Here is a 17,488-nt window from a genome sequence, read left to right on the forward strand (position 1 = left end):
TGATTCTCACGACAACGACTCCTTGCTCGGGGAGGTTTCTTCAGCCTTGCGTGGCGGCAGCGGGGCGAAATAGCCCACCACCAAGAGCAACACCCCGACGCCGATGAACGACACGATACGCTCCAGGCCGCCCCGGTTGCCCAGTTCGACGAAGAACAGCTTGGCCACCACCAGGGCGATCAGCGCAGCGCCGACCAGCCACAGCTCGCGGCGCACGCGCAGGTGACCGAACAGCATCAGCGCCAGGGCGATCAACGTCCAGACGATGGACAAGCCGGCCTGCACCAGCATCGAATCGAACAGCGCCGAGCTGTGCCAGGGCACGCCACCCCAATGGTGCGCCGTACGCATCACCATCACGGTTAGCAGGGCGAACAGCGACAGCCCTGCCACGCCCTGCACCAATTGCTGTGCACGCACGGGCTCCAGACCAAAGCGCGGCAGCGCATCGCGTGCCCAGACGAACAGCGCGCCCAGGCACAGCAGCAGGCCCAACTCCAGCGGGTTGATGAGCGGCAGGTAGGGCAGCGGATCGCTGTCGCCAGCGCTGTTGGCATTGGCCAGCCAGAACCAGGTGAGCATCAATGCCGCCAGCGGCGCCGCCGCCCACAGCCGGTACTCACGGTCGAAGCTGTCCACCGGCCAGGGCAGGCGACGTGCCTGGGCCATGGCCCACAGGTAGGCGATCGGCAGCAGCGCCCAGCCCAGCCAGCGCCAGGCGTTGTAGTGATCGGACAGGCTCAGCAACAGATAGCGCAACTCCAGCGCCAACACGCCGAGCAGCAACCAGCAGCCGAACACATGGGCGACGCTGGCCGCGTTGTTCGGTAGCAGCCCGCCCAAGCGCCTCAGCATCAACAGATGCGTGGCGATCACGGCGAGCCAACCCAACCAACCGAAGTTCGCCGCCGGGTGATACAGCGGATGCCAGGCATAAGCCAGGATCAGGCCTGCTACCGGCGCCAGCAGGCTGCACAGCATGGCCAGGTCGCGCCAACCCGTGCGCAGCGTCAGCAGCATCCAGGCCAGGCTCGACAGGGCGGCCAGTACCAACAGTACACTGGCCTGCAGATCAGCACTGACGAAGCGCATCACCTCACTGGCCAAGGCCAGCGCCCACCAGGCTGCGCCCCAGGCCAGCAAGAGCTGGCCAAGGCGCTGCAGACTGACGCCATCGAGCCCGGTTTCCCGCCCGCTGCGCGCCAGGCTGTGCAGGCGCCAGGCGCCGATCTGCGCGGCCAGGCCCAGCACAGCGGGCGTCCAGAAGCCTGTGTGCGCCAACGGCGACAAGCCCTCGCCACTGATGCCCGACAGCAGCAACGGCCCCGCCGCGAGGAATGCCAGGCCGGCGAAGACTTGCAATACCAGGCTGAACAGGAAAGCCGCGCGCTGCTGTAGATAAAGCGCCAGCCAGAGAATCAGCAATCCCGTACCGCCCCAGACCGCGGCAGCCGTCACCCAGGGCAGCACGAACAGCACCGCCAGGTTGATGAACACCAGGCCCACCAGCATCAGCATGGACAGTGCGCCGAGCAGTCGGCGATTCTCACGAATATGCGGATCGCGTGCCGCCAGCAGCATGCCGGCGATCAAGCCGAACCCCACCATCGAGGCCGCCAGCAGACCGAACCAGCCGGCGCTGAAGCCGCCACTGCCGAACAGCGAATCCAGCGCCATCTGCCCGAGGAACAGCAAGCCGCCGAGCAACTGGATGGCGAAGGCGCTGTAGACGAAGCTCGGTGCGGCGATCCGCAGACCGATGAACAAGGTCGCCAGCCCGGCCAGCGTCCAGGCGATGGCGGTGCCGGGCACCTCGAACAGCAGCGGCGCAATCAGGTAGATGAATGCCAGCCCGGCCAACCCCAGCCAGGGCAGCAGGCGGTTTTCCCAGGCGTTGGCCGCCTGCGGCGCCTGGCGTAGCTGCCAATAGCTGAACAGCAGCGCCATACCGAGCATCAGCGCGCCCAGTGGCGAGCCATCAAGCAGGCTGTCGTAGCCGAAATCCAGGCCACTGGCGAACGCCAGCGCTGCGCCCACCTGCAGCAACAGAGCGAACGCACGCGCCAGCGGCCGCCCCTGACGCAGGCCCAGCCAGAAGATGCCGGCGCCCTCCACGGCCCAGGCCGCTGCCGTCCAGCGCGCATCGAGACCGAGCGGGATGGCCAGGCTGGCGAACACCACGCCGAGCGCCAGGCAGGTTTCCACCAGCAACAGCGCACGTTCACCGGCACGTGCCTTGAGCACCCGCGCCAGCAGCAGATAGAAAAGCCCCAGACCAAGAGCACTGAACGCGGCGGCGAATTCGATATGTCGCACCAACGCGACCTGCAGGCCGAAGCCGACCAGCGGCGGGCCGAACAGCGTGGTGGCATCGACATAGTCACCACGGCGCAGCGACCAGCGCAGCAACTCGCCACGCGCCTCGGGCGCATCCGCGGCGTCACGCAGGGTGCGGCGGGCGAACAACAGGCCGATGGCCACGTACATCAGCAAGAACAGGATCAGGAACGGCTGAGTGCTGCTCAACAGTTCGGGGGTATAGGAGCGCAAACCCCAGGCGAAACCAATACCGAAGGTGCCGACGAAACCGATCAGGTTGAGCAGGCGCCAGGCCTTGAACCAGGCGATGGCGAAGATGCCGGCGTTGAGCAGGGCGAAATAGGAGAACAGCGCGACATGGTTGCCGCTGCCGGTGGAGGTGAGGATCGGCGCGGCAAAGCCGCCGAGTGCCGCCGCAGCCGCCAGGCCGAGGGCATTCTGCTGCACGGCGAGAATCGCCGAGAACAGCGTCACCGCCACCAGCAGACCGAGCGCCATGCCCGGATCGAGCAAAGGATGCAGGCGCATGGCGGCGAACACCGTCAGGTACAGCACGGCGATGCCGGTGCCCTGCAACACCAGGGCATAACTGCGGTTGCGCCGGCGCAGCCACCAACCCAGGCCAAGCAACGCCAGAGCACTGGCGGCTACGCCCATATAGCGCAACTCTACCGGCACCTCGACGCCTTCGGTGGCATAACGCAGAAGGAAGGCCAGGCCCAGGAACAGCAGCACCACGCCGACCCGCAGCACGGTGTTGCCGCCAAACAGCCAGGCCTTGGCCGCCGCGATACCGCGCTCGATAAGGTTCGGCTCACGCGGCGTTTGCTCGCGCCAGGGGCTTTTCTGCGCGGTCGGTTGGGGCTGGTGAGCGACCTGAGCGGCCAGCGGTGCTGGTTCATCGACAGGCGCTGGCGTTTCGACCTCCGGCAACGGTTCGAGCGTCCAATCCAGTTCCGGCAGGGGTTCTTCGGCAACGACCGGCTCGGGCTGTGCGTCGGACGCGTAAGAGGCGACAGGTTCGGCAGGCGCGGGAGCCGGGGCTGGCTCCGGCTCCGGCTCGCTTCGCTCGCCCTGCTCCACCTTGACCAGGCGCTCGTGCATGGCACGGGTACCGCGCTCGAAACGCTCGGCGAAATCCTTGAGCTGCGCGGCCAATTGCGTATTGCGTGCCTCCACTCCTTGCAGGCGTATCGCCTGGCCCAGGCTGAGGCCGATCAACCCACCGAGAAGTGCGCCGGTGACCGATTCGCTGACGCCCGCACCGAGCACCAAACCGACCAGCATGAAGATCCATTGCATGCGTTATGTCCCAACCCTGAGAAAGAGGTCGCCTCGCGTTCCTGCTGTTGCCCGAGACGGGCACCAGTATAGGAGTCGCACCAACCAACACCCAGAGAGACGACTGCCAAACCGTTCACAGGCACAACGGAAAGCGATCAGCCGCCAGCCGGTGCTTCACAATCGCCACGCGCCCGCTATTATCGCCGCCCCGTGACCGTAGGGCGGACTCGGGCGCGAAGCGAACAGTCCGCCGCAAAAGACAGGCCTACCCGAGCATCATGATAAAGCCCCGCCTGATAGCCGCAGCAGAGATCGACCGCCTGGAAACCTGGGCCAAATACACCGCCGACATGTGCCACAGCTGCATGTCCAGCTGCTGCACCATGCCGGTGGAGGTGCGCCTGAATGACCTGATCCGCCTGGAGCTGGTGGACGAATTCGAGCGCAGCGAACCGCCGAAGAACATCGCCAAGCGCCTGCAGAAGGACGGTATCGTCGAGCGCTTCAATCAGAAGTCAGGCATCTTCACCCTGATCCGCATGTCCAACAACGACTGCCTGTTCCTCGACCGCAAGACCCGCCTGTGCACCGTCTACGACAAACGCCCGGATACCTGCCGCCATCACCCCAAGGTCGGCCCACGGCCGGGGTATTGCGCGTATAAGCCCAAATAAGGGTTGTGCTGTGCGGGTAGCGACTCAGGTGCGCGCAACCTGGGCGGCCCCGCGACACCCTACGAAGCGCGCCGCAGGCCGATGACACGCCCGACACAGGTAGGGCGTTGCAGGTTCTGCTGCTCAGCAGCCAGGTGCGCCACCCGCTCGGCCACCTGCTCATCGAAAGGCGCGGCGCGGCCTGCAGCGCTGTCGATATTCATCAGCATCTGTTCGCTTTCCGCCAGACTGGCGTCTTCGCCCGGTCGATAAAGGCCATGGTGGATATGCAGGCGTTTGGCGTCGTGTGCCAACAGTTGGGTACGGACTTCCACCCATTCTCCCTCCTTCACCTCCGCCAGGAAGTTCAGGTGGCACTCCATGGTGTACAGGGTATGCCCCGTGCGGGCGCGACCGGCTTCGTCCAGGCCCAGCACGTCCATCAGCGCATCGGTGGCATGGCTGAAGATCAGCAGGTAGAAGGCATCACGCAGGTGGCCGTTGTAGTCGACCCACTCGGGGACAATGGTGGTTTGGTAGCTGGTCAGCGGCTTGGCTGGCATACATGCGACTCCTAGAACGCCCCCTCTCCTCCTGCCCCTCCCGCAAGCGGGAGAGGGTAGCTAGATAGGAGGCGGCCTGTAGGGTGCGCCGTGCGCACCGGGAATGACTCGGTTACTCGGCGAATTCAAAGCCATGCTTGGCCTTGGTCTGGCGAATAGCCTCCAGCACAGCCAAGAGGCAATCGTCGCGGTAGCGTTCGAGGGCATCCAGGCTGCGTTCGCCCTGCTGTTCGGCAGTGCCTTCGACCACCGCATCGATCAGCCCCTCGGTCAGTTCCGGCGCTTCCAGGTACGTCCAGGGCAGCTTCAGCGCCGGGCCGAACTGGGCCATGAAGTGACGCATGCCGGCCGGCCCACCGGCCAGGGTGTAGGTCAGGAAGCTGCCCATGAACGACCAGCGCAGGCCGGCGCCAAAGCGGATCGCGTCGTCGATCTCGCCGGTGGTCGCCACGCCGTCGTTGACCAGATGCAGCGCCTCACGCCACAACGCTTCGAGCAGGCGGTCGGCGATGAAACCCGGTACTTCCTTGCGCACATGCAGCGGGCGCATACCCAGCGACTCGTACACCGTGATCGCCGCCTGCACCGCTGCGGGTGCAGTCTTGGCCCCGCCCACCACTTCCACCAGCGGCAGCAGGTACACCGGGTTGAAGGGATGGCCGACCACGCAGCGCTCAGGATGAGTGGCGCCTTCGTAGAATTCGCTGGGCAACAGGCCCGAGGTGCTGGAGCCGATCAACACATTGGGGCGGGCTGCAGCGCTGATCTTGGTGTGTAGTTCGCACTTGAGTTCGAGCCGCTCGGGCGCGCTTTCCTGGATGAAATCAGCGTCACGCACACATTCCTCGATGCTGTCGACGAAGCGCAGGCGAGCCAGCGAAGCACCGGGCGCCAGGCCCTGTTTTTCCAGCGCCGGCCAGGCATTGGCCAGACGCGTGCGCAGCGCAGCCTCGGCGCCGGGCGCCGGATCCCAGGCGATCACGTCGAGGCCATGGGCCAGGGCGCGGGCGATCCATCCGGCGCCGATGACGCCGGTGCCGAGGGCGGCGAAGGTCTTGATAGCGGTAACGAAGGTCATCTCGGATTCCTTGCTGATGTAGCCCGGATGCAATCCGGGGAATTGGCGTCAGGGAATGCACCGGACTGCATCCGGGCTAGGGTTGTCGCGGCTAAAGCCCCTCCCACGGGGAGCGCTGTGCGTTAGCCGCGACGCTTGAGCTTCATCTTTTCCCGCCCTTCGGCCGGAGTCAGGACGCGGCCGCCGAGGCGTTCGATGATCTCGACGGCGCGCTCGACCAACTGACCGTTGCTGGCGTGCACGCCGCGATCCAGCCAGATGTTGTCTTCCAACCCCACCCGCACGTGGCCGCCAAGCAGCATGGCCTGGGCGACCATCGGCATCTGCATACGGCCGATGCCGAAGCCGGCCCAGGTGATGCCCGGCGGCAGGTTGTCGGCCATGGCCTTCATGGTCGTGGTGTCGGCTGGCGCACCCCAGGGGATGCCCAGGCACAGCTGGATCAGCGGGTCGTCCAGCAGGCCTTCCTTGATCATCTGCTTGGCGAACCACAGGTGGCCGGTGTCGAAGATTTCCAGTTCGGCCTTCACCCCCAGTTCGGTGATGCGCTTGGCACCGGCGCGCAGCTGCGCCGGGGTGGAGACGTAGATGAAGTCGCCGTCGCCGAAATTCAGTGTGCCGCAGTCCAGAGTGCAGATTTCCGGCAGCAGTTCCTCGACATGCGCCAGGCGGGTGATCGGTCCGACCAGATCGGTGCCAGTGCCGAACTCCAGCGGCTGCTCGCCCTTGCCGATTTCCAGGTCGCCACCCATGCCGGCGGTGAGGTTGATGATCACGTCGGTGTCGCTTTCGCGGATGCGCTCGACCAACTCGCGGTACAGCGCCACGTCGCGGCTCGGCTTGCCAGTCTGCGGATCACGCACATGGCAGTGGGCGACAGTGGCGCCGGCCTTGGCTGCCTCGATGGCGGCGGCGGCGATTTCCTTGGGCGTCACCGGGATCGCGGGGTGCTTGCCGACAGTATCGCCAGCGCCAGTCACCGCGCAGGTGACGATAACTTCGTAATTCATCTTCGACTGTCCTTTCCGGGGGCGAACGGGGGCCGACGGCATGGCCGCAGACCTTGAATAGGGGAAATTGGCGCCGGACAGCCCGGCGCCCTGGTGTCAGTTGCCGGCGACCAGTGCCGTATTGGCCGGCTTGCCGTCGAGGGTGGTGACGCCATCGAGCCAGGCTTCGACCACCTGCGGATTGGCCTTGATCCAGTCACGCGCCACCTGCGCTGGCGCCTTGCGATCCATGATCGGCTGCATCAGCTCGGCCTCCTGCTCGCTGGTAAAGCGCAGGCTGGTGAGCAGACGGTTGGCGTTGGGGCAACGCTCGGCATAATCCGGCGCAGTGACGGTGGACACGGTGGCGGCGCCGTCATTGGGACCGAATACGTCCTCGGTTCCGGTCAGGTAGGTGATCTGCATCGACAGGTTCATCGGGTGCGGCTTCCAGCCAAAGAACACCACGGGTTTCTCGTTACGCGCGGCGCGGCCGACGGCGGCGAGCATGCCAGCCTCGCTGGACTCCACCAGCTTGAAGCCACCCAGACCGAACTGGTTGGAGTCGATCATCTTCTGGATCGCCGTATTGGCGCCCGAACCGGCTTCGATGCCATAGATCTTGCCGTCCAACTCGTCCTTGAACTTGGCGATATCGGCCAGGGTCTTGAGGCCCTTGTCAGCGGTGTAGCTCGGTACGGCGAGTACCGCCACGGCATCGTTCAACGACGGCTCGGCGGCGACCTTGACTGCGCCAGCGTCGAGGAAGGGCTTGATGTTGTCATCCATAATCGGCTTCCAGTAGCCGAGGAAGGCGTCGATCTGCCCCTTCTGGATACCGGCGAAGATGATCTGTTGCGATGCCTGGGTCTGCTTGGTTTCGTAGCCGAGCCCCTGCAGCAACTCGCTGGCGACAGCGGTGGTGGCAACCACGTCGGTCCAGCCAACGGCGCCGATTCGAACGGTTTTACAACTGGCATCATCGGCCAGCAGGGAGGTACTGAACAGGCTCAGGGTGCAGCACGCGGCCAGCGCGGTAAGACCTTTCATCTGGGTGCTCCTCATCGTGTCACAGCGGTTTTATTTCGTTCTTCTAGAGGCCTGCCTACAGACAGAACCCCCACCGTGCTCGGGAACCTTGTCTCCCGATGAAACCACCTTACGCTTCGCTCCAATGGGTTATTCGCACTTGGACGACGCTTGATTGACCTATACCGACCACTTGTTTGCACAGGGGCCGTACTGGCGTATTAATGTCTGGCCGCTCCTATTTGGATCGAACACGCCGTAGCCCGGATGCAATCCGGGAATCCAGCTCCCGGATTGCATCCGGGCTACCTACCACTCCAGTACTGGCGCAATAATCGTATGCCCCAGACCTTCTGCTTCCTGCTGCTACCCGGCTTCTCCATGATGGGCCTGATGTCGGCCATCGAACCGCTGCGGGTGGCCAATCGCTTTCGTGGCGAACTCTACCGCTGGCGCCTGCTCAGCCAGGACGGCAACGCCGTGCAGGCCAGCAACGGCATGTCGCTCAACGTCGATGGCGGCCTGGAGCTGCCAGAGGAGGCGCGCGCGCTGTTCGTGATCGCCGGTTTCGAGCCACTGGCCCATTACGACGCGCATCTGGCGCACTGGCTGCAACGGCGCGAGCCTGAACTGGCGATCCTTGGCGGCATCGACACCGGCAGCTTCGTGCTGGCCGAAGCCGGGCTGTTCCAGCACCAGCGCCTGACCTTGCACTGGGAGGCCATCGACGCCTTTCGTGAACGCTACCCGGCACTGCTGGTCACCCAGGAACTGTTCGAGATCGACGGCAAACGCATCACCAGCGCAGGCGGCACCAGCAGCCTCGATCTGATGCTCGGCCTGATCGGCCAGGAATACGGCGAGCCGCTGGCCGTACAGGTGTCGGAACAGTTCGTGGTCAGCCGCATCCGTACCCGCCTGGATCACCAGCGCATGCAGATCGCCAGCCGCTATGACCTGCACAACAAGAAACTGGTGCGGGTGATCGGCGAGATGGAGCGCCAATGCGAACAGCCCCTGCCCTGCGAAGAGCTGGCCGAACGGGTAGGCATTACCGTACGTCAATTGGAGCGGCTGTTTCGCCATCATCTGGATACCACGCCGTCAGCCTTCTACCTCGGCCTGCGTCTGGACAAGGCACGCCAGTTGCTGCGCCAGAGCGATCTCAGCGTACTGGAGGTGAGCCTGGCCTGCGGCTTCGACTCGGCCTCGTATTTCTCACGCAGTTACCGTAAGCGCTTCACCGCCAGCCCCAGCCAGGATCGCCACGAGCGGCCGGCTTCGTAGGATGCCGCTGGGCTGCCCATATCGTGTACACAACTCAATACCGTGCAATTCGCGGTGCGCACGGCGCACCCTACCGTCCAATCCAAGTTGCGTATAAGCGGTCGGAACGACGACATATCCGTCCACGACCTCGGCTTGACGCTTTCGGCAAACCCCCAGTCGTTTTTGCACCGGGTCGCCCTGCCCCCCAGGGATAAGCTCTCCCCAAAGCACCGACAACCGACTCGGTGCATCCGTTTAGGGGACAAGCCTGATGAGCCCAGCCGAATTACACGCCGACAGCATCGTCATCGACGGTCTGATCATCGCCAAGTGGAATCGCGAACTGTTCGAAGACATGCGCAAGGGCGGCCTGACTGCGGCCAACTGCACCGTGTCGGTGTGGGAAGGCTTCCAGGCCACGGTGAACAATATCGTCACCAGCAATAACCTGATCCGCGAGAACAGCGACCTGGTCATTCCGGTGCGCACCACCGCCGACATCCGCAGGGCCAAGGAACAAGGCAAGACCGGCATTCTCTATGGCTTCCAGAACGCCCACGCGTTCGAGGATCAGATCGGCTACGTCGAGGTGTTCAAGCAGCTCGGCGTGGGCATCGTGCAGATGTGCTACAACACCCAGAACCTGGTCGGCACCGGTTGCTACGAGCGCGACGGCGGCCTGTCCGGCTTCGGCCGCGAGATCGTCGCGGAGATGAACCGCGTCGGCATCATGTGCGATCTGTCCCACGTCGGTTCCAAGACCTCCGAAGAGGTCATCCTCGAATCCCAGAAGCCGGTCTGCTACTCGCACTGCCTGCCGTCCGGCCTGAAAGAACACCCGCGCAACAAGTCCGATGAAGAGCTGAAGTTCATCGCCGACCACGGCGGCTTCGTCGGCGTGACCATGTTCGCGCCGTTCCTGGCCAAGGGTATCGACTCGACCATCGACGATTACGCCGAAGCCATCGAGTACGTGATGAACCTCGTGGGCGAAGACGCCATCGGCATCGGCACCGACTTCACCCAGGGCCACGGCAAGGAATTCTTCGAGTGGCTGACCCACGACAAGGGTTACGCCCGCCGCCTGACCAGCTTCGGCAAGATCGTCAACCCACTGGGCATCCGCACCGTGGGCGAGTTCCCCAACCTCACCGAGACCCTGCTCAAACGCGGCATGCCCGAGCGCGTGGTGCGCAAGGTCATGGGCGAGAACTGGGTACGCGTACTGAAAGACGTCTGGGGCGAGTAAGCCCTTCCACCCCAATTTCTGTCGGAGCGGCTTCAGCCGCGAGCCGTCCCGAAGGGACGGTATGCCCTGAAGCTTCGCGGCTAAAGCCGCTCCTACGGTTCGAACTCAGGAGTTTGCGTACATGGCCACCCACGCCCCCGAAATGCCCATCCAGGTCGACGATGAAACCGGCGTCTGGACTACCGACGCGCTGCCGATGCTGTACGTGCCGCGCCACTTCTTCGTCAACAACCACATGGGCATCGAGGAAGTGCTCGGCGCCGAGAAATACGCCGAGATTCTCTACAAGGCCGGCTACAAGTCCGCCTGGCACTGGTGCGAGAAGGAAGCCGAGTGCCACGGCCTTGAAGGTGCCGCCGTATTCGAGCACTACATGAAGCGCCTGTCGCAGCGTGGCTGGGGGCTGTTCGAAACGCAGAAGCTCGACCTGGAAACCGGCCATGCCGAGGTCAAGCTCAAGCATTCGGCCTTCGTTTACGTCTACGGCAAGGTGAATCGCAAGGTGGATTACATGTTCACCGGCTGGTTCTCCGGTGCCATCGACCAGATCCTGGCCGCCAAGGGTAGCCCGATCCGCACCGTCACCGTGCAGGAATACAGCGGCTCCGAAGAGGGTCACGACGACGGCCTGTTCGTCACTCGCCCGCTCTAAGCAGAACGCCACGGTGGGTGGCGAAAGCCATCCACCCCACGAAAGAACACCGCGCACCGTGAGCGCGTAGCAGCCGAATCGAGGAGAAGGTCATGGCCTTCGAAGCAATGTTCCAGCCGATCCAGATCGGCAAGCTGACCATCCGCAACCGCGTGCTCTCCACCGCGCACGCCGAGGTCTATGCCACCGACGGCGGCATGACCACCGAGCGCTACGTGAAGTACTACGAGGAGAAGGCCAAGGGCGGCATCGGTCTGGCCATCTGCGGCGGTTCGTCGGTGGTGGCCATCGACAGCCCGCAGCAATGGTGGAGTTCGGTGAACCTGTCCACCGACCGCATCATTCCGCACTTCCAGAATCTCGCTGACGCCATGCACAAGCACGGCGCCAAGATCATGATCCAGATTACCCACATGGGCCGCCGCTCGCGTTGGGACGGCTACCACTGGCCGACCCTGATGTCGCCGTCCGGCATCCGCGAGCCGGTGCACCGCGCCACCTGCAAGACCATCGAGATCGAGGAAATCTGGCGCATCATCGGCAACTACGCCCAGGCCGCACGCCGCGCGAAGGAAGGCGGTCTCGACGGCGTCGAGCTGTCCGCCGTGCACCAGCACCTGATCGACCAGTTCTGGTCGCCGCGCGTGAACAAGCGCACCGACGAGTGGGGCGGTACCTTCGAGGGCCGCATGAAGTTCGGCCTGGAAGTGCTCAAGGCCGTGCGCAAGGAAGTCGGCGACGACTTCTGCGTCGGCATGCGCATCACCGGCGACGAATTCCATCCGGACGGCCTGTCCCACGAGGACATGAAACAGATCGCCGCCTACTACGACGCCACCGGCATGCTCGACTTTATTGGTGTCGTTGGATCAGGTTGCGACACCCACAACACCCTGGCCAACGTCATCCCCAACATGAGCTTCCCGCCGGAGCCGTTCCTGCACCTGGCGGCCGGCATCAAGGAAGTGGTCAAGGTACCGGTGCTGCACGCGCAGAACATCAAGGATCCGAACCAGGCCACGCGCATTCTCGAAGGCGGCTACGTGGACATGGTCGGCATGACCCGTGCGCACATCGCCGATCCGCACCTGATCGCCAAGATCAAGATGGGCCAGATCGACCAGATCAAGCAGTGCGTCGGCGCCAACTACTGCATCGACCGCCAGTACCAGGGCCTGGACGTGCTGTGCATCCAGAACGCCGCGACCAGTCGCGAGTACATGGGTGTGCCGCACATCATCGAGAAAACCACCGGCGTGAAACGCAAGGTGGTGGTCGTCGGTGGTGGCCCGGCCGGCATGGAGGCGGCACGTGTCGCAGCCGAGCGTGGCCACGACGTGACCTTGTTCGAGAAGCAGGACAGCCTCGGCGGGCAGATCACCATCGCCGCCCGCGCTCCGCAGCGCGACCAGATCGCCGGCATCACCCGCTGGTACCAGCTGGAACTGGCACGCCTGGGCATCGACCTGCGCCTGGGCACCGCGGCCGACGAGGCGACCCTCCTCGACCTGCGACCGGACGTCATAGTGCTGGCCAACGGCGGCCATCCGTTCCTCGAACAAAACGAGCACTGGGGCGCCGACGAAGGCCTGGTGGTGAGCAGTTGGGACGTGCTCTCGGGCAAGGTCGCACCGGGCAAGAATGTTCTGGTGTACGACACCATCTGCGAATTCACCGGCATGTCCGTGGCTGACTACCTGGCCGACAAGGGTTCACAGGTAGAGATCGTCACCGACGACATCAAGCCAGGCGTGGCCATCGGCGGCACCAGCTTCCCGACCTACTACCGCAGCCTGTATCCGAAAGAAGTGATCATGACCGGCGACCTGATGCTGGAGAAGGTCTACCGCGAAGGCGACAAGCTGGTCGCCGTGCTGGAGAACGAATACACCGGTGCCAAGGAAGAGCGTGTGGTCGACCAGGTGGTGGTGGAGAACGGCGTGCGTCCTGACGAATCACTGTACTACGCCCTCAAGGAAGGCTCGCGCAACAAGGGTCAGATCGACGTCGACGCACTGTTCGCGATCAAGCCGCAGCCGTGTCTGAGCGAGCCGGGCGATGGTTACCTGCTGTTCCGTATCGGCGACTGCGTGGCCCAGCGCAACACCCACGCGGCGATCTACGACGCCTTGCGCCTGTGCAAGGACTTCTGATCTAACGCTGACCCGGCGTGGGAGGGGCTTTAGCCGCGACAAGGTAAAAAACATCGCGGCTAAAGCCCCTCCCACCAGCCCCACCCTCGGGCCTGAGGATGTCCTCGATGCTAAACACCATTCTCCCCATCCTGCTCTTCGCCGCCCTGGCCCTTGCGGTCATCGGCGCGGCCAAGCGCTTCTTCATGTGGCGCCGCGGCCGACCGGCGAAGGTCGACTGGATCGGCGGCCTGCTGAAGATGCCGCGTCGCTACCTGGTGGATCTGCACCACGTGGTCGAGCGCGACAAATACATGTCCAAGACCCACGTCGCCACCGCCGGCGGCTTCATTCTGGCCGCCGTGCTGGCCATCCTCGTGCACGGCTTCGGCCTGCATAACCGCATCCTCGGTTTTGCCCTGCTGGCCGCCACGGTGCTGATGTTCGTCGGCGCGCTGTTCGTCGCCAAACGTCGCCTCGACCCGCCGTCGCGGCTGTCGAAAGGCCCGTGGATGCGCCTGCCGAAAAGCCTGCTGATGTTCGCCGTCAGCTTCTTTATCGCCACGTTGCCGGTTGCTGGGATTCTTCCCGCTGGTTTTGGTGGATGGATTCTCGCCGCCATCCTCGCAGTGGGCGTGGCCTGGGGCGTGTCCGAGTTGTTCCTGGGCATGACCTGGGGCGGGCCGATGAAGCACGCCTTCGCCGGTGCCCTGCACCTGGCCTGGCACCGTCGCAGCGAACGCTTCGGCGGTGGTCGCTCCACCGGTTTGAAAGCCCTCGACCTGGACGACCACAAAGCCCCGCTGGGCGTGGAAAAACCCACCGATTTCACCTGGAATCAACTGCTCGGTTTCGACGCCTGCGTGCAGTGCGGCAAGTGCGAAGCGATGTGCCCGGCCTTCGCCGCCGGCCAGCCGCTGAACCCGAAGAAGCTGATCCAGGACATGGTCATTGGCCTGGCCGGCGGCAGCGACGCCAAGTTCGCTGGCTCGCCCTACCCTGGCAAGCCGCTGGGCGAACACAGTGGCGGCCCACACCAGCCAATCGTCGCTCTTGAAGGCAAGGCGCTGGTCGATGCCGACACCCTGTGGTCGTGCACCACCTGCCGCGCCTGCGTCGAAGAGTGTCCGATGATGATCGAGCACGTCGACGCCATCGTCGATATGCGCCGTCATCTCACGCTTGAGAAGGGGGCGACGCCCAACAAGGGCGCCGAGGTATTGGACAACCTGATCGCCACCGACAACCCTGGCGGCTTCAACCCTGGCGGCCGCCTGAACTGGGCCGCCGACCTGAACCTGCCGCTGCTCGCCGACAAGGGCGAAACCGATGTGTTGTTCTGGGTCGGTGACGGCGCCTTCGACATGCGCAACCAGCGCACCCTGCGCGCCTTCGTGAAGATCCTCAAGGCTGCCGACGTCGACTTCGCCGTGCTCGGCCTGGAAGAACGCGACAGCGGCGACGTGGCCCGTCGCCTGGGCGATGAGGCGACCTTCCAGAGTCTGGCCAAGCGCAACATCGCTACCCTGGCCAAGTACCGCTTCAAGCGCATCGTCAGCTGCGACCCACACAGCTTCCACGTGCTGAAGAACGAATACGGCGCGCTTGGCGGTAATTACCAGGTGCTGCACCACAGCACCTTCATCGACGAACTGGTGCGCAAGGGCTCGCTCAACCTCGGCCAGAGTAAAGCGGCCAGCGTGACCTACCACGATCCCTGCTACCTCGGTCGCTACAACGGCGAGTACGAAGCGCCACGTTCGGTACTGAAAGCCATCGGCATCGAAGTGAAGGAAATGGAACGCTCGGGCTTCCGCTCGCGCTGCTGCGGCGGCGGCGGTGGCGCACCGATCACCGATATTCCTGGCAAGCAGCGTATCCCCGACATGCGCATGGTCGACATCAAGGAGACCGGTGCCGAACTGGTCGCCGTCGGCTGCCCGCAGTGCACCGCAATGCTCGAAGGCGTGGTCGCACCGCGCCCGGAGATCAAGGACATCGCCGAGCTGGTAGCCGAGGTGCTGATCGAAGCCACCGAGGTGCCGGCCAAGCGGCCCGCCGCCAAGCGCGAAGTGGCGGAGGTGCAGTGATGACTCAGCCAGCCAGCCATACCCCCTGTACCGTAGGAGCGGCTTCAGCCGCGATGTTCTTGTGCGCGGTTGAAGCGGAGTACCGCCCAGCCGCTCCCAGGCTCACTCTGGAGGCTATGCAATGAGCGACATCATCCGCCGCGACCCACGCGCCGAGTGGATCGCCCGTAACCGACTGCATCCGTTGCATGCGTCGATGCAGAAGGCCGAAACCAGCTGGATGGGCCCGGGCGGCATCATCCGCAAGAACCCGCACGCCATTGCCGCCGGTTTTATCGGCCCCGCCGGGCTCAAGCGCATCGACCGCAGCGGTGCCCAGCAGGGCACCAGCGGCAAGCGCAGCAGCGCCAGCGTCGAGGTGCAACTGCCGCTGCACGTCGTCGAACAGCCAGCGTTCCACATCTGCGTGGTGCCGGACATGGTCGGTGGACGCCTGTCCAACCACGACAAGGACCTGCTCGGTCTGGCCCGCAAGCTTGCCGGAGACAGCGGTGTCGTCGTAGCCGTGGTATTCGGTGAGGACAAGGAAAGTGCCTTCGACACAGCCGGCGTCGACCGCCTGTTGCGCATCGAGGGCAACGCCTTCGACGGCTATGCCCCGGAAGCCCGCGTACTGGCACTGAGCGCCGTGGAAAGCCAGCTGGCGCCGCGTCACTGGCTGCTGCCTGACAGCCGCACCGGTGGCGGCGAGCTGGGCCGGCGCCTGGCCGCCAAACTCGGTGAGCGTCCGGCCACGCGCGTATGGCAGGTCGCCGGCGAACAAGCCACTGGCCGCGCCGGTGCCGGCCTGCAGGACATTCAGCGCGCATTGCCACGGCTGATCCTGGCCGCCGCCGAATGCGCCGAGCCGGTCAGCGAAACTCGCCACGAAGCTCGTGTGCTGGAACTGGGCGAAAAGGTCGCCCACAGCCTGCCGCGTATCGAAGATCTCGGCCCGGTGGCCGTGGATCCTGCGCAAATTCCCATGGCCGAAGCCGAGTTCATTCTCTCCGGCGGCAACGGCGTGAAGGACTGGAACCTGTTCCACCAGGCCGCCGTCGCCCTCGGCGCCACCGAAGGCGCTTCACGCGTGGCGGTGGACGATGGCTTCATGCCGCGTAACCGTCAGGTCGGTGCCACCGGCACCTGGGTCACCGCCCGTGTCTACCTGGCAGTCGGTATTTCCGGTGCGATCCAGCACCTGCAGGGCATCGGTGCCTGCGACAAGGTGGTAGCGGTGAACATGGATCCCGGCTGCGACATGATCAAGCGTGCTGACCTCTCGGTGATCGGCGACTCGGCAGCGATCCTGCAAGCGCTGATCGAGCGCGTCGCAGCCTGGCGCCAAGAGGGCAAACGTGATGCGGCGTAAGGGGCACCACCATTTTTCCCGGATTGCATCCGGGCTACGGGGACACCATGACTGATCTGAATATCGTCGCTCTGGTCTCGGTCGGCGCCCACCCGACCTCCGGCCGCCCACGCCGCGCCGAGCAGGACGCCCGCGCAGTGGAGCTTGGTCTGCGCCTGGGCGGTCAGAACCTGCAACTGCTGCACGCCGGCGACCCACAGGCCGAAGCCCTGCGCGGTTACCTGGGCATGGGCCTGGAACAGCTCGATGTGCTGGAGCAACCCGAAGGTGCCGATGCACTGCCACTGCTGGTCGACTACCTGCAAGGCAGCCGCACGCAGCTCGTGCTAACGGGCAGCCAGGCGGAAACCGGCGAGGGCTCTGGCATGCTGCCGTTCCTGCTGGCCGAGCGCCTGGGCTGGCCGATGGTCGTCGGTCTGGCCGAAGTGGAGAAAGTGGAAAACGGCGTGGCTCAGGTATTGCAGGCTTTGCCACGGGGTCAGCGGCGCCGGCTCAAGGTACGCCTGCCCTGCGTTGCCAGTGTCGACAACGCCGCGCCAGTCGCACGGCAGAGCGCCTTTGGCCCGGCCCGGCGCGGTCTGATCGAAGCTCATGAAGTCACGGTGGTAGATGACCCGCTGCTGGCCAGCGCTACCTTGCAACCGGGCAAGCCACGGCCCAAGCGCCTCAAGGTGATCAAGGCCAAGACGGGAGCGGAACGTATGAAGGCGGCCACGGCCAAAGCCAGTGGTGGCGGCGGCCAGGTACTCAAGGACGTCTCGCCACAAGACGGCGCTGAAGCTATCTTCAAACTACTTATCGAGGAAGGCGTCTTACGTTGACGCCCCAAG

At 64.7% G+C, this 17,488-nt stretch carries 13 protein-coding genes; 8 read left to right on the top strand and 5 right to left on the bottom strand.

The window, feature by feature from the left end; genetic code table 11:
* Positions 1–6: 6 nt before the first annotated feature.
* The gene (locus tag C7A17_RS07575; RefSeq protein WP_106737457.1) at positions 7–3,621 is read right to left on the bottom strand and encodes a DUF2339 domain-containing protein; all 3,615 of its coding nucleotides are present in this window, start codon (positions 3,619–3,621) and stop codon (positions 7–9) included.
* Positions 3,622–3,881: 260 nt separating this feature from the next.
* Here C7A17_RS07575 and C7A17_RS07580 point away from each other — a divergent pair, with 260 nt between their 5' ends.
* Positions 3,882–4,277, top strand: coding sequence for a YkgJ family cysteine cluster protein (locus C7A17_RS07580; RefSeq protein WP_106737458.1), 396 nt, complete (start codon positions 3,882–3,884; stop codon positions 4,275–4,277).
* Between the two features lie 59 nt (positions 4,278–4,336).
* Here the strand turns inward: C7A17_RS07580 and C7A17_RS07585 are convergent, their stop codons facing one another.
* The 4 genes from C7A17_RS07585 to choX all read right to left on the bottom strand — a co-directional run bounded on the left by C7A17_RS07585 (position 4,337) and on the right by choX (position 7,936).
* Positions 4,337–4,819 (bottom strand): thioesterase family protein, encoded by a 483-nt coding sequence (locus C7A17_RS07585; protein WP_106737459.1) that lies wholly within the window; start codon positions 4,817–4,819, stop codon positions 4,337–4,339.
* A 112-nt stretch (positions 4,820–4,931) separates the two neighbouring features.
* Complete coding sequence (locus C7A17_RS07590) at positions 4,932–5,897, bottom strand: L-carnitine dehydrogenase (protein WP_106737460.1); 966 nt, start codon at positions 5,895–5,897, stop codon at positions 4,932–4,934.
* Between the two features lie 122 nt (positions 5,898–6,019).
* Positions 6,020–6,907 (bottom strand): 3-dehydrocarnitine:acetyl-CoA trimethylamine transferase CdhC, encoded by an 888-nt coding sequence (gene cdhC, locus C7A17_RS07595; protein ID WP_106737461.1) that lies wholly within the window; start codon positions 6,905–6,907, stop codon positions 6,020–6,022.
* Positions 6,908–7,003: 96 nt separating this feature from the next.
* A complete protein-coding gene (choX, locus tag C7A17_RS07600) occupies positions 7,004–7,936 on the bottom strand; it encodes a choline ABC transporter substrate-binding protein (RefSeq protein WP_106737462.1) in 933 nt (310 codons plus the stop codon).
* Between the two features lie 318 nt (positions 7,937–8,254).
* On the opposite strand from choX, the gene C7A17_RS07605 reads away from it, so the two are divergent.
* From C7A17_RS07605 to etfB, 7 genes are all read left to right on the top strand, one after another.
* Positions 8,255–9,202, top strand: coding sequence for a GlxA family transcriptional regulator (locus tag C7A17_RS07605; protein WP_106737463.1), 948 nt, complete (start codon positions 8,255–8,257; stop codon positions 9,200–9,202).
* A 253-nt stretch (positions 9,203–9,455) separates the two neighbouring features.
* Entirely contained in the window at positions 9,456–10,433 is a 978-nt protein-coding gene (locus tag C7A17_RS07615; protein ID WP_106737465.1) for a dipeptidase, read from the top strand.
* 121 nt (positions 10,434–10,554) lie between these two features.
* The gene (locus tag C7A17_RS07620; RefSeq protein WP_106737466.1) at positions 10,555–11,085 is read left to right on the top strand and encodes a DUF5943 domain-containing protein; all 531 of its coding nucleotides are present in this window, start codon (positions 10,555–10,557) and stop codon (positions 11,083–11,085) included.
* Positions 11,086–11,177: 92 nt separating this feature from the next.
* Complete coding sequence (gene dgcA / locus C7A17_RS07625; protein WP_106737467.1) at positions 11,178–13,238, top strand: dimethylglycine demethylation protein DgcA; 2,061 nt, start codon at positions 11,178–11,180, stop codon at positions 13,236–13,238.
* A 107-nt stretch (positions 13,239–13,345) separates the two neighbouring features.
* Entirely contained in the window at positions 13,346–15,307 is a 1,962-nt protein-coding gene (gene dgcB, locus C7A17_RS07630; RefSeq protein ID WP_106737468.1) for a dimethylglycine demethylation protein DgcB, read from the top strand.
* A 121-nt stretch (positions 15,308–15,428) separates the two neighbouring features.
* Positions 15,429–16,658: an electron transfer flavoprotein subunit alpha gene (etfA, locus tag C7A17_RS07635; RefSeq protein WP_106737469.1), complete on the top strand. Its 1,230-nt coding sequence runs from the start codon at positions 15,429–15,431 to the stop codon at positions 16,656–16,658.
* 47 nt (positions 16,659–16,705) lie between these two features.
* Positions 16,706–17,479 carry an electron transfer flavoprotein subunit beta gene (gene etfB / locus C7A17_RS07640; protein WP_106737470.1) on the top strand — a complete coding sequence of 258 codons (774 nt, stop codon included), beginning with the start codon at positions 16,706–16,708 and terminating at the stop codon, positions 17,477–17,479.
* The last annotated feature ends 9 nt before the right edge of the window (positions 17,480–17,488 follow it).

The organism is Pseudomonas mendocina (assembly GCF_003008615.1).
GTDB lineage: Bacteria > Pseudomonadota > Gammaproteobacteria > Pseudomonadales > Pseudomonadaceae > Aquipseudomonas > Aquipseudomonas mendocina_C.

Excerpts from the sequence above, each read along its gene's own strand:
- C7A17_RS07575 (WP_106737457.1), bottom strand. The coding sequence starts at position 3,621 with ATGCAATGGATCTTCATGCTGGTCGGTTTGGTGCTCGGTGCGGGCGTC.
- C7A17_RS07580 (WP_106737458.1), top strand. The coding sequence starts at position 3,882 with ATGATAAAGCCCCGCCTGATAGCCGCAGCAGAGATCGACCGCCTGGAA.
- C7A17_RS07585 (WP_106737459.1), bottom strand. The coding sequence starts at position 4,819 with ATGCCAGCCAAGCCGCTGACCAGCTACCAAACCACCATTGTCCCCGAG.
- C7A17_RS07590 (WP_106737460.1), bottom strand. The coding sequence starts at position 5,897 with ATGACCTTCGTTACCGCTATCAAGACCTTCGCCGCCCTCGGCACCGGC.
- cdhC (WP_106737461.1), bottom strand. The coding sequence starts at position 6,907 with ATGAATTACGAAGTTATCGTCACCTGCGCGGTGACTGGCGCTGGCGAT.
- choX (WP_106737462.1), bottom strand. The coding sequence starts at position 7,936 with ATGAAAGGTCTTACCGCGCTGGCCGCGTGCTGCACCCTGAGCCTGTTC.
- C7A17_RS07605 (WP_106737463.1), top strand. The coding sequence starts at position 8,255 with ATGCCCCAGACCTTCTGCTTCCTGCTGCTACCCGGCTTCTCCATGATG.
- C7A17_RS07615 (WP_106737465.1), top strand. The coding sequence starts at position 9,456 with ATGAGCCCAGCCGAATTACACGCCGACAGCATCGTCATCGACGGTCTG.
- C7A17_RS07620 (WP_106737466.1), top strand. The coding sequence starts at position 10,555 with ATGGCCACCCACGCCCCCGAAATGCCCATCCAGGTCGACGATGAAACC.
- dgcA (WP_106737467.1), top strand. The coding sequence starts at position 11,178 with ATGGCCTTCGAAGCAATGTTCCAGCCGATCCAGATCGGCAAGCTGACC.
- dgcB (WP_106737468.1), top strand. The coding sequence starts at position 13,346 with ATGCTAAACACCATTCTCCCCATCCTGCTCTTCGCCGCCCTGGCCCTT.
- etfA (WP_106737469.1), top strand. The coding sequence starts at position 15,429 with ATGAGCGACATCATCCGCCGCGACCCACGCGCCGAGTGGATCGCCCGT.
- etfB (WP_106737470.1), top strand. The coding sequence starts at position 16,706 with ATGACTGATCTGAATATCGTCGCTCTGGTCTCGGTCGGCGCCCACCCG.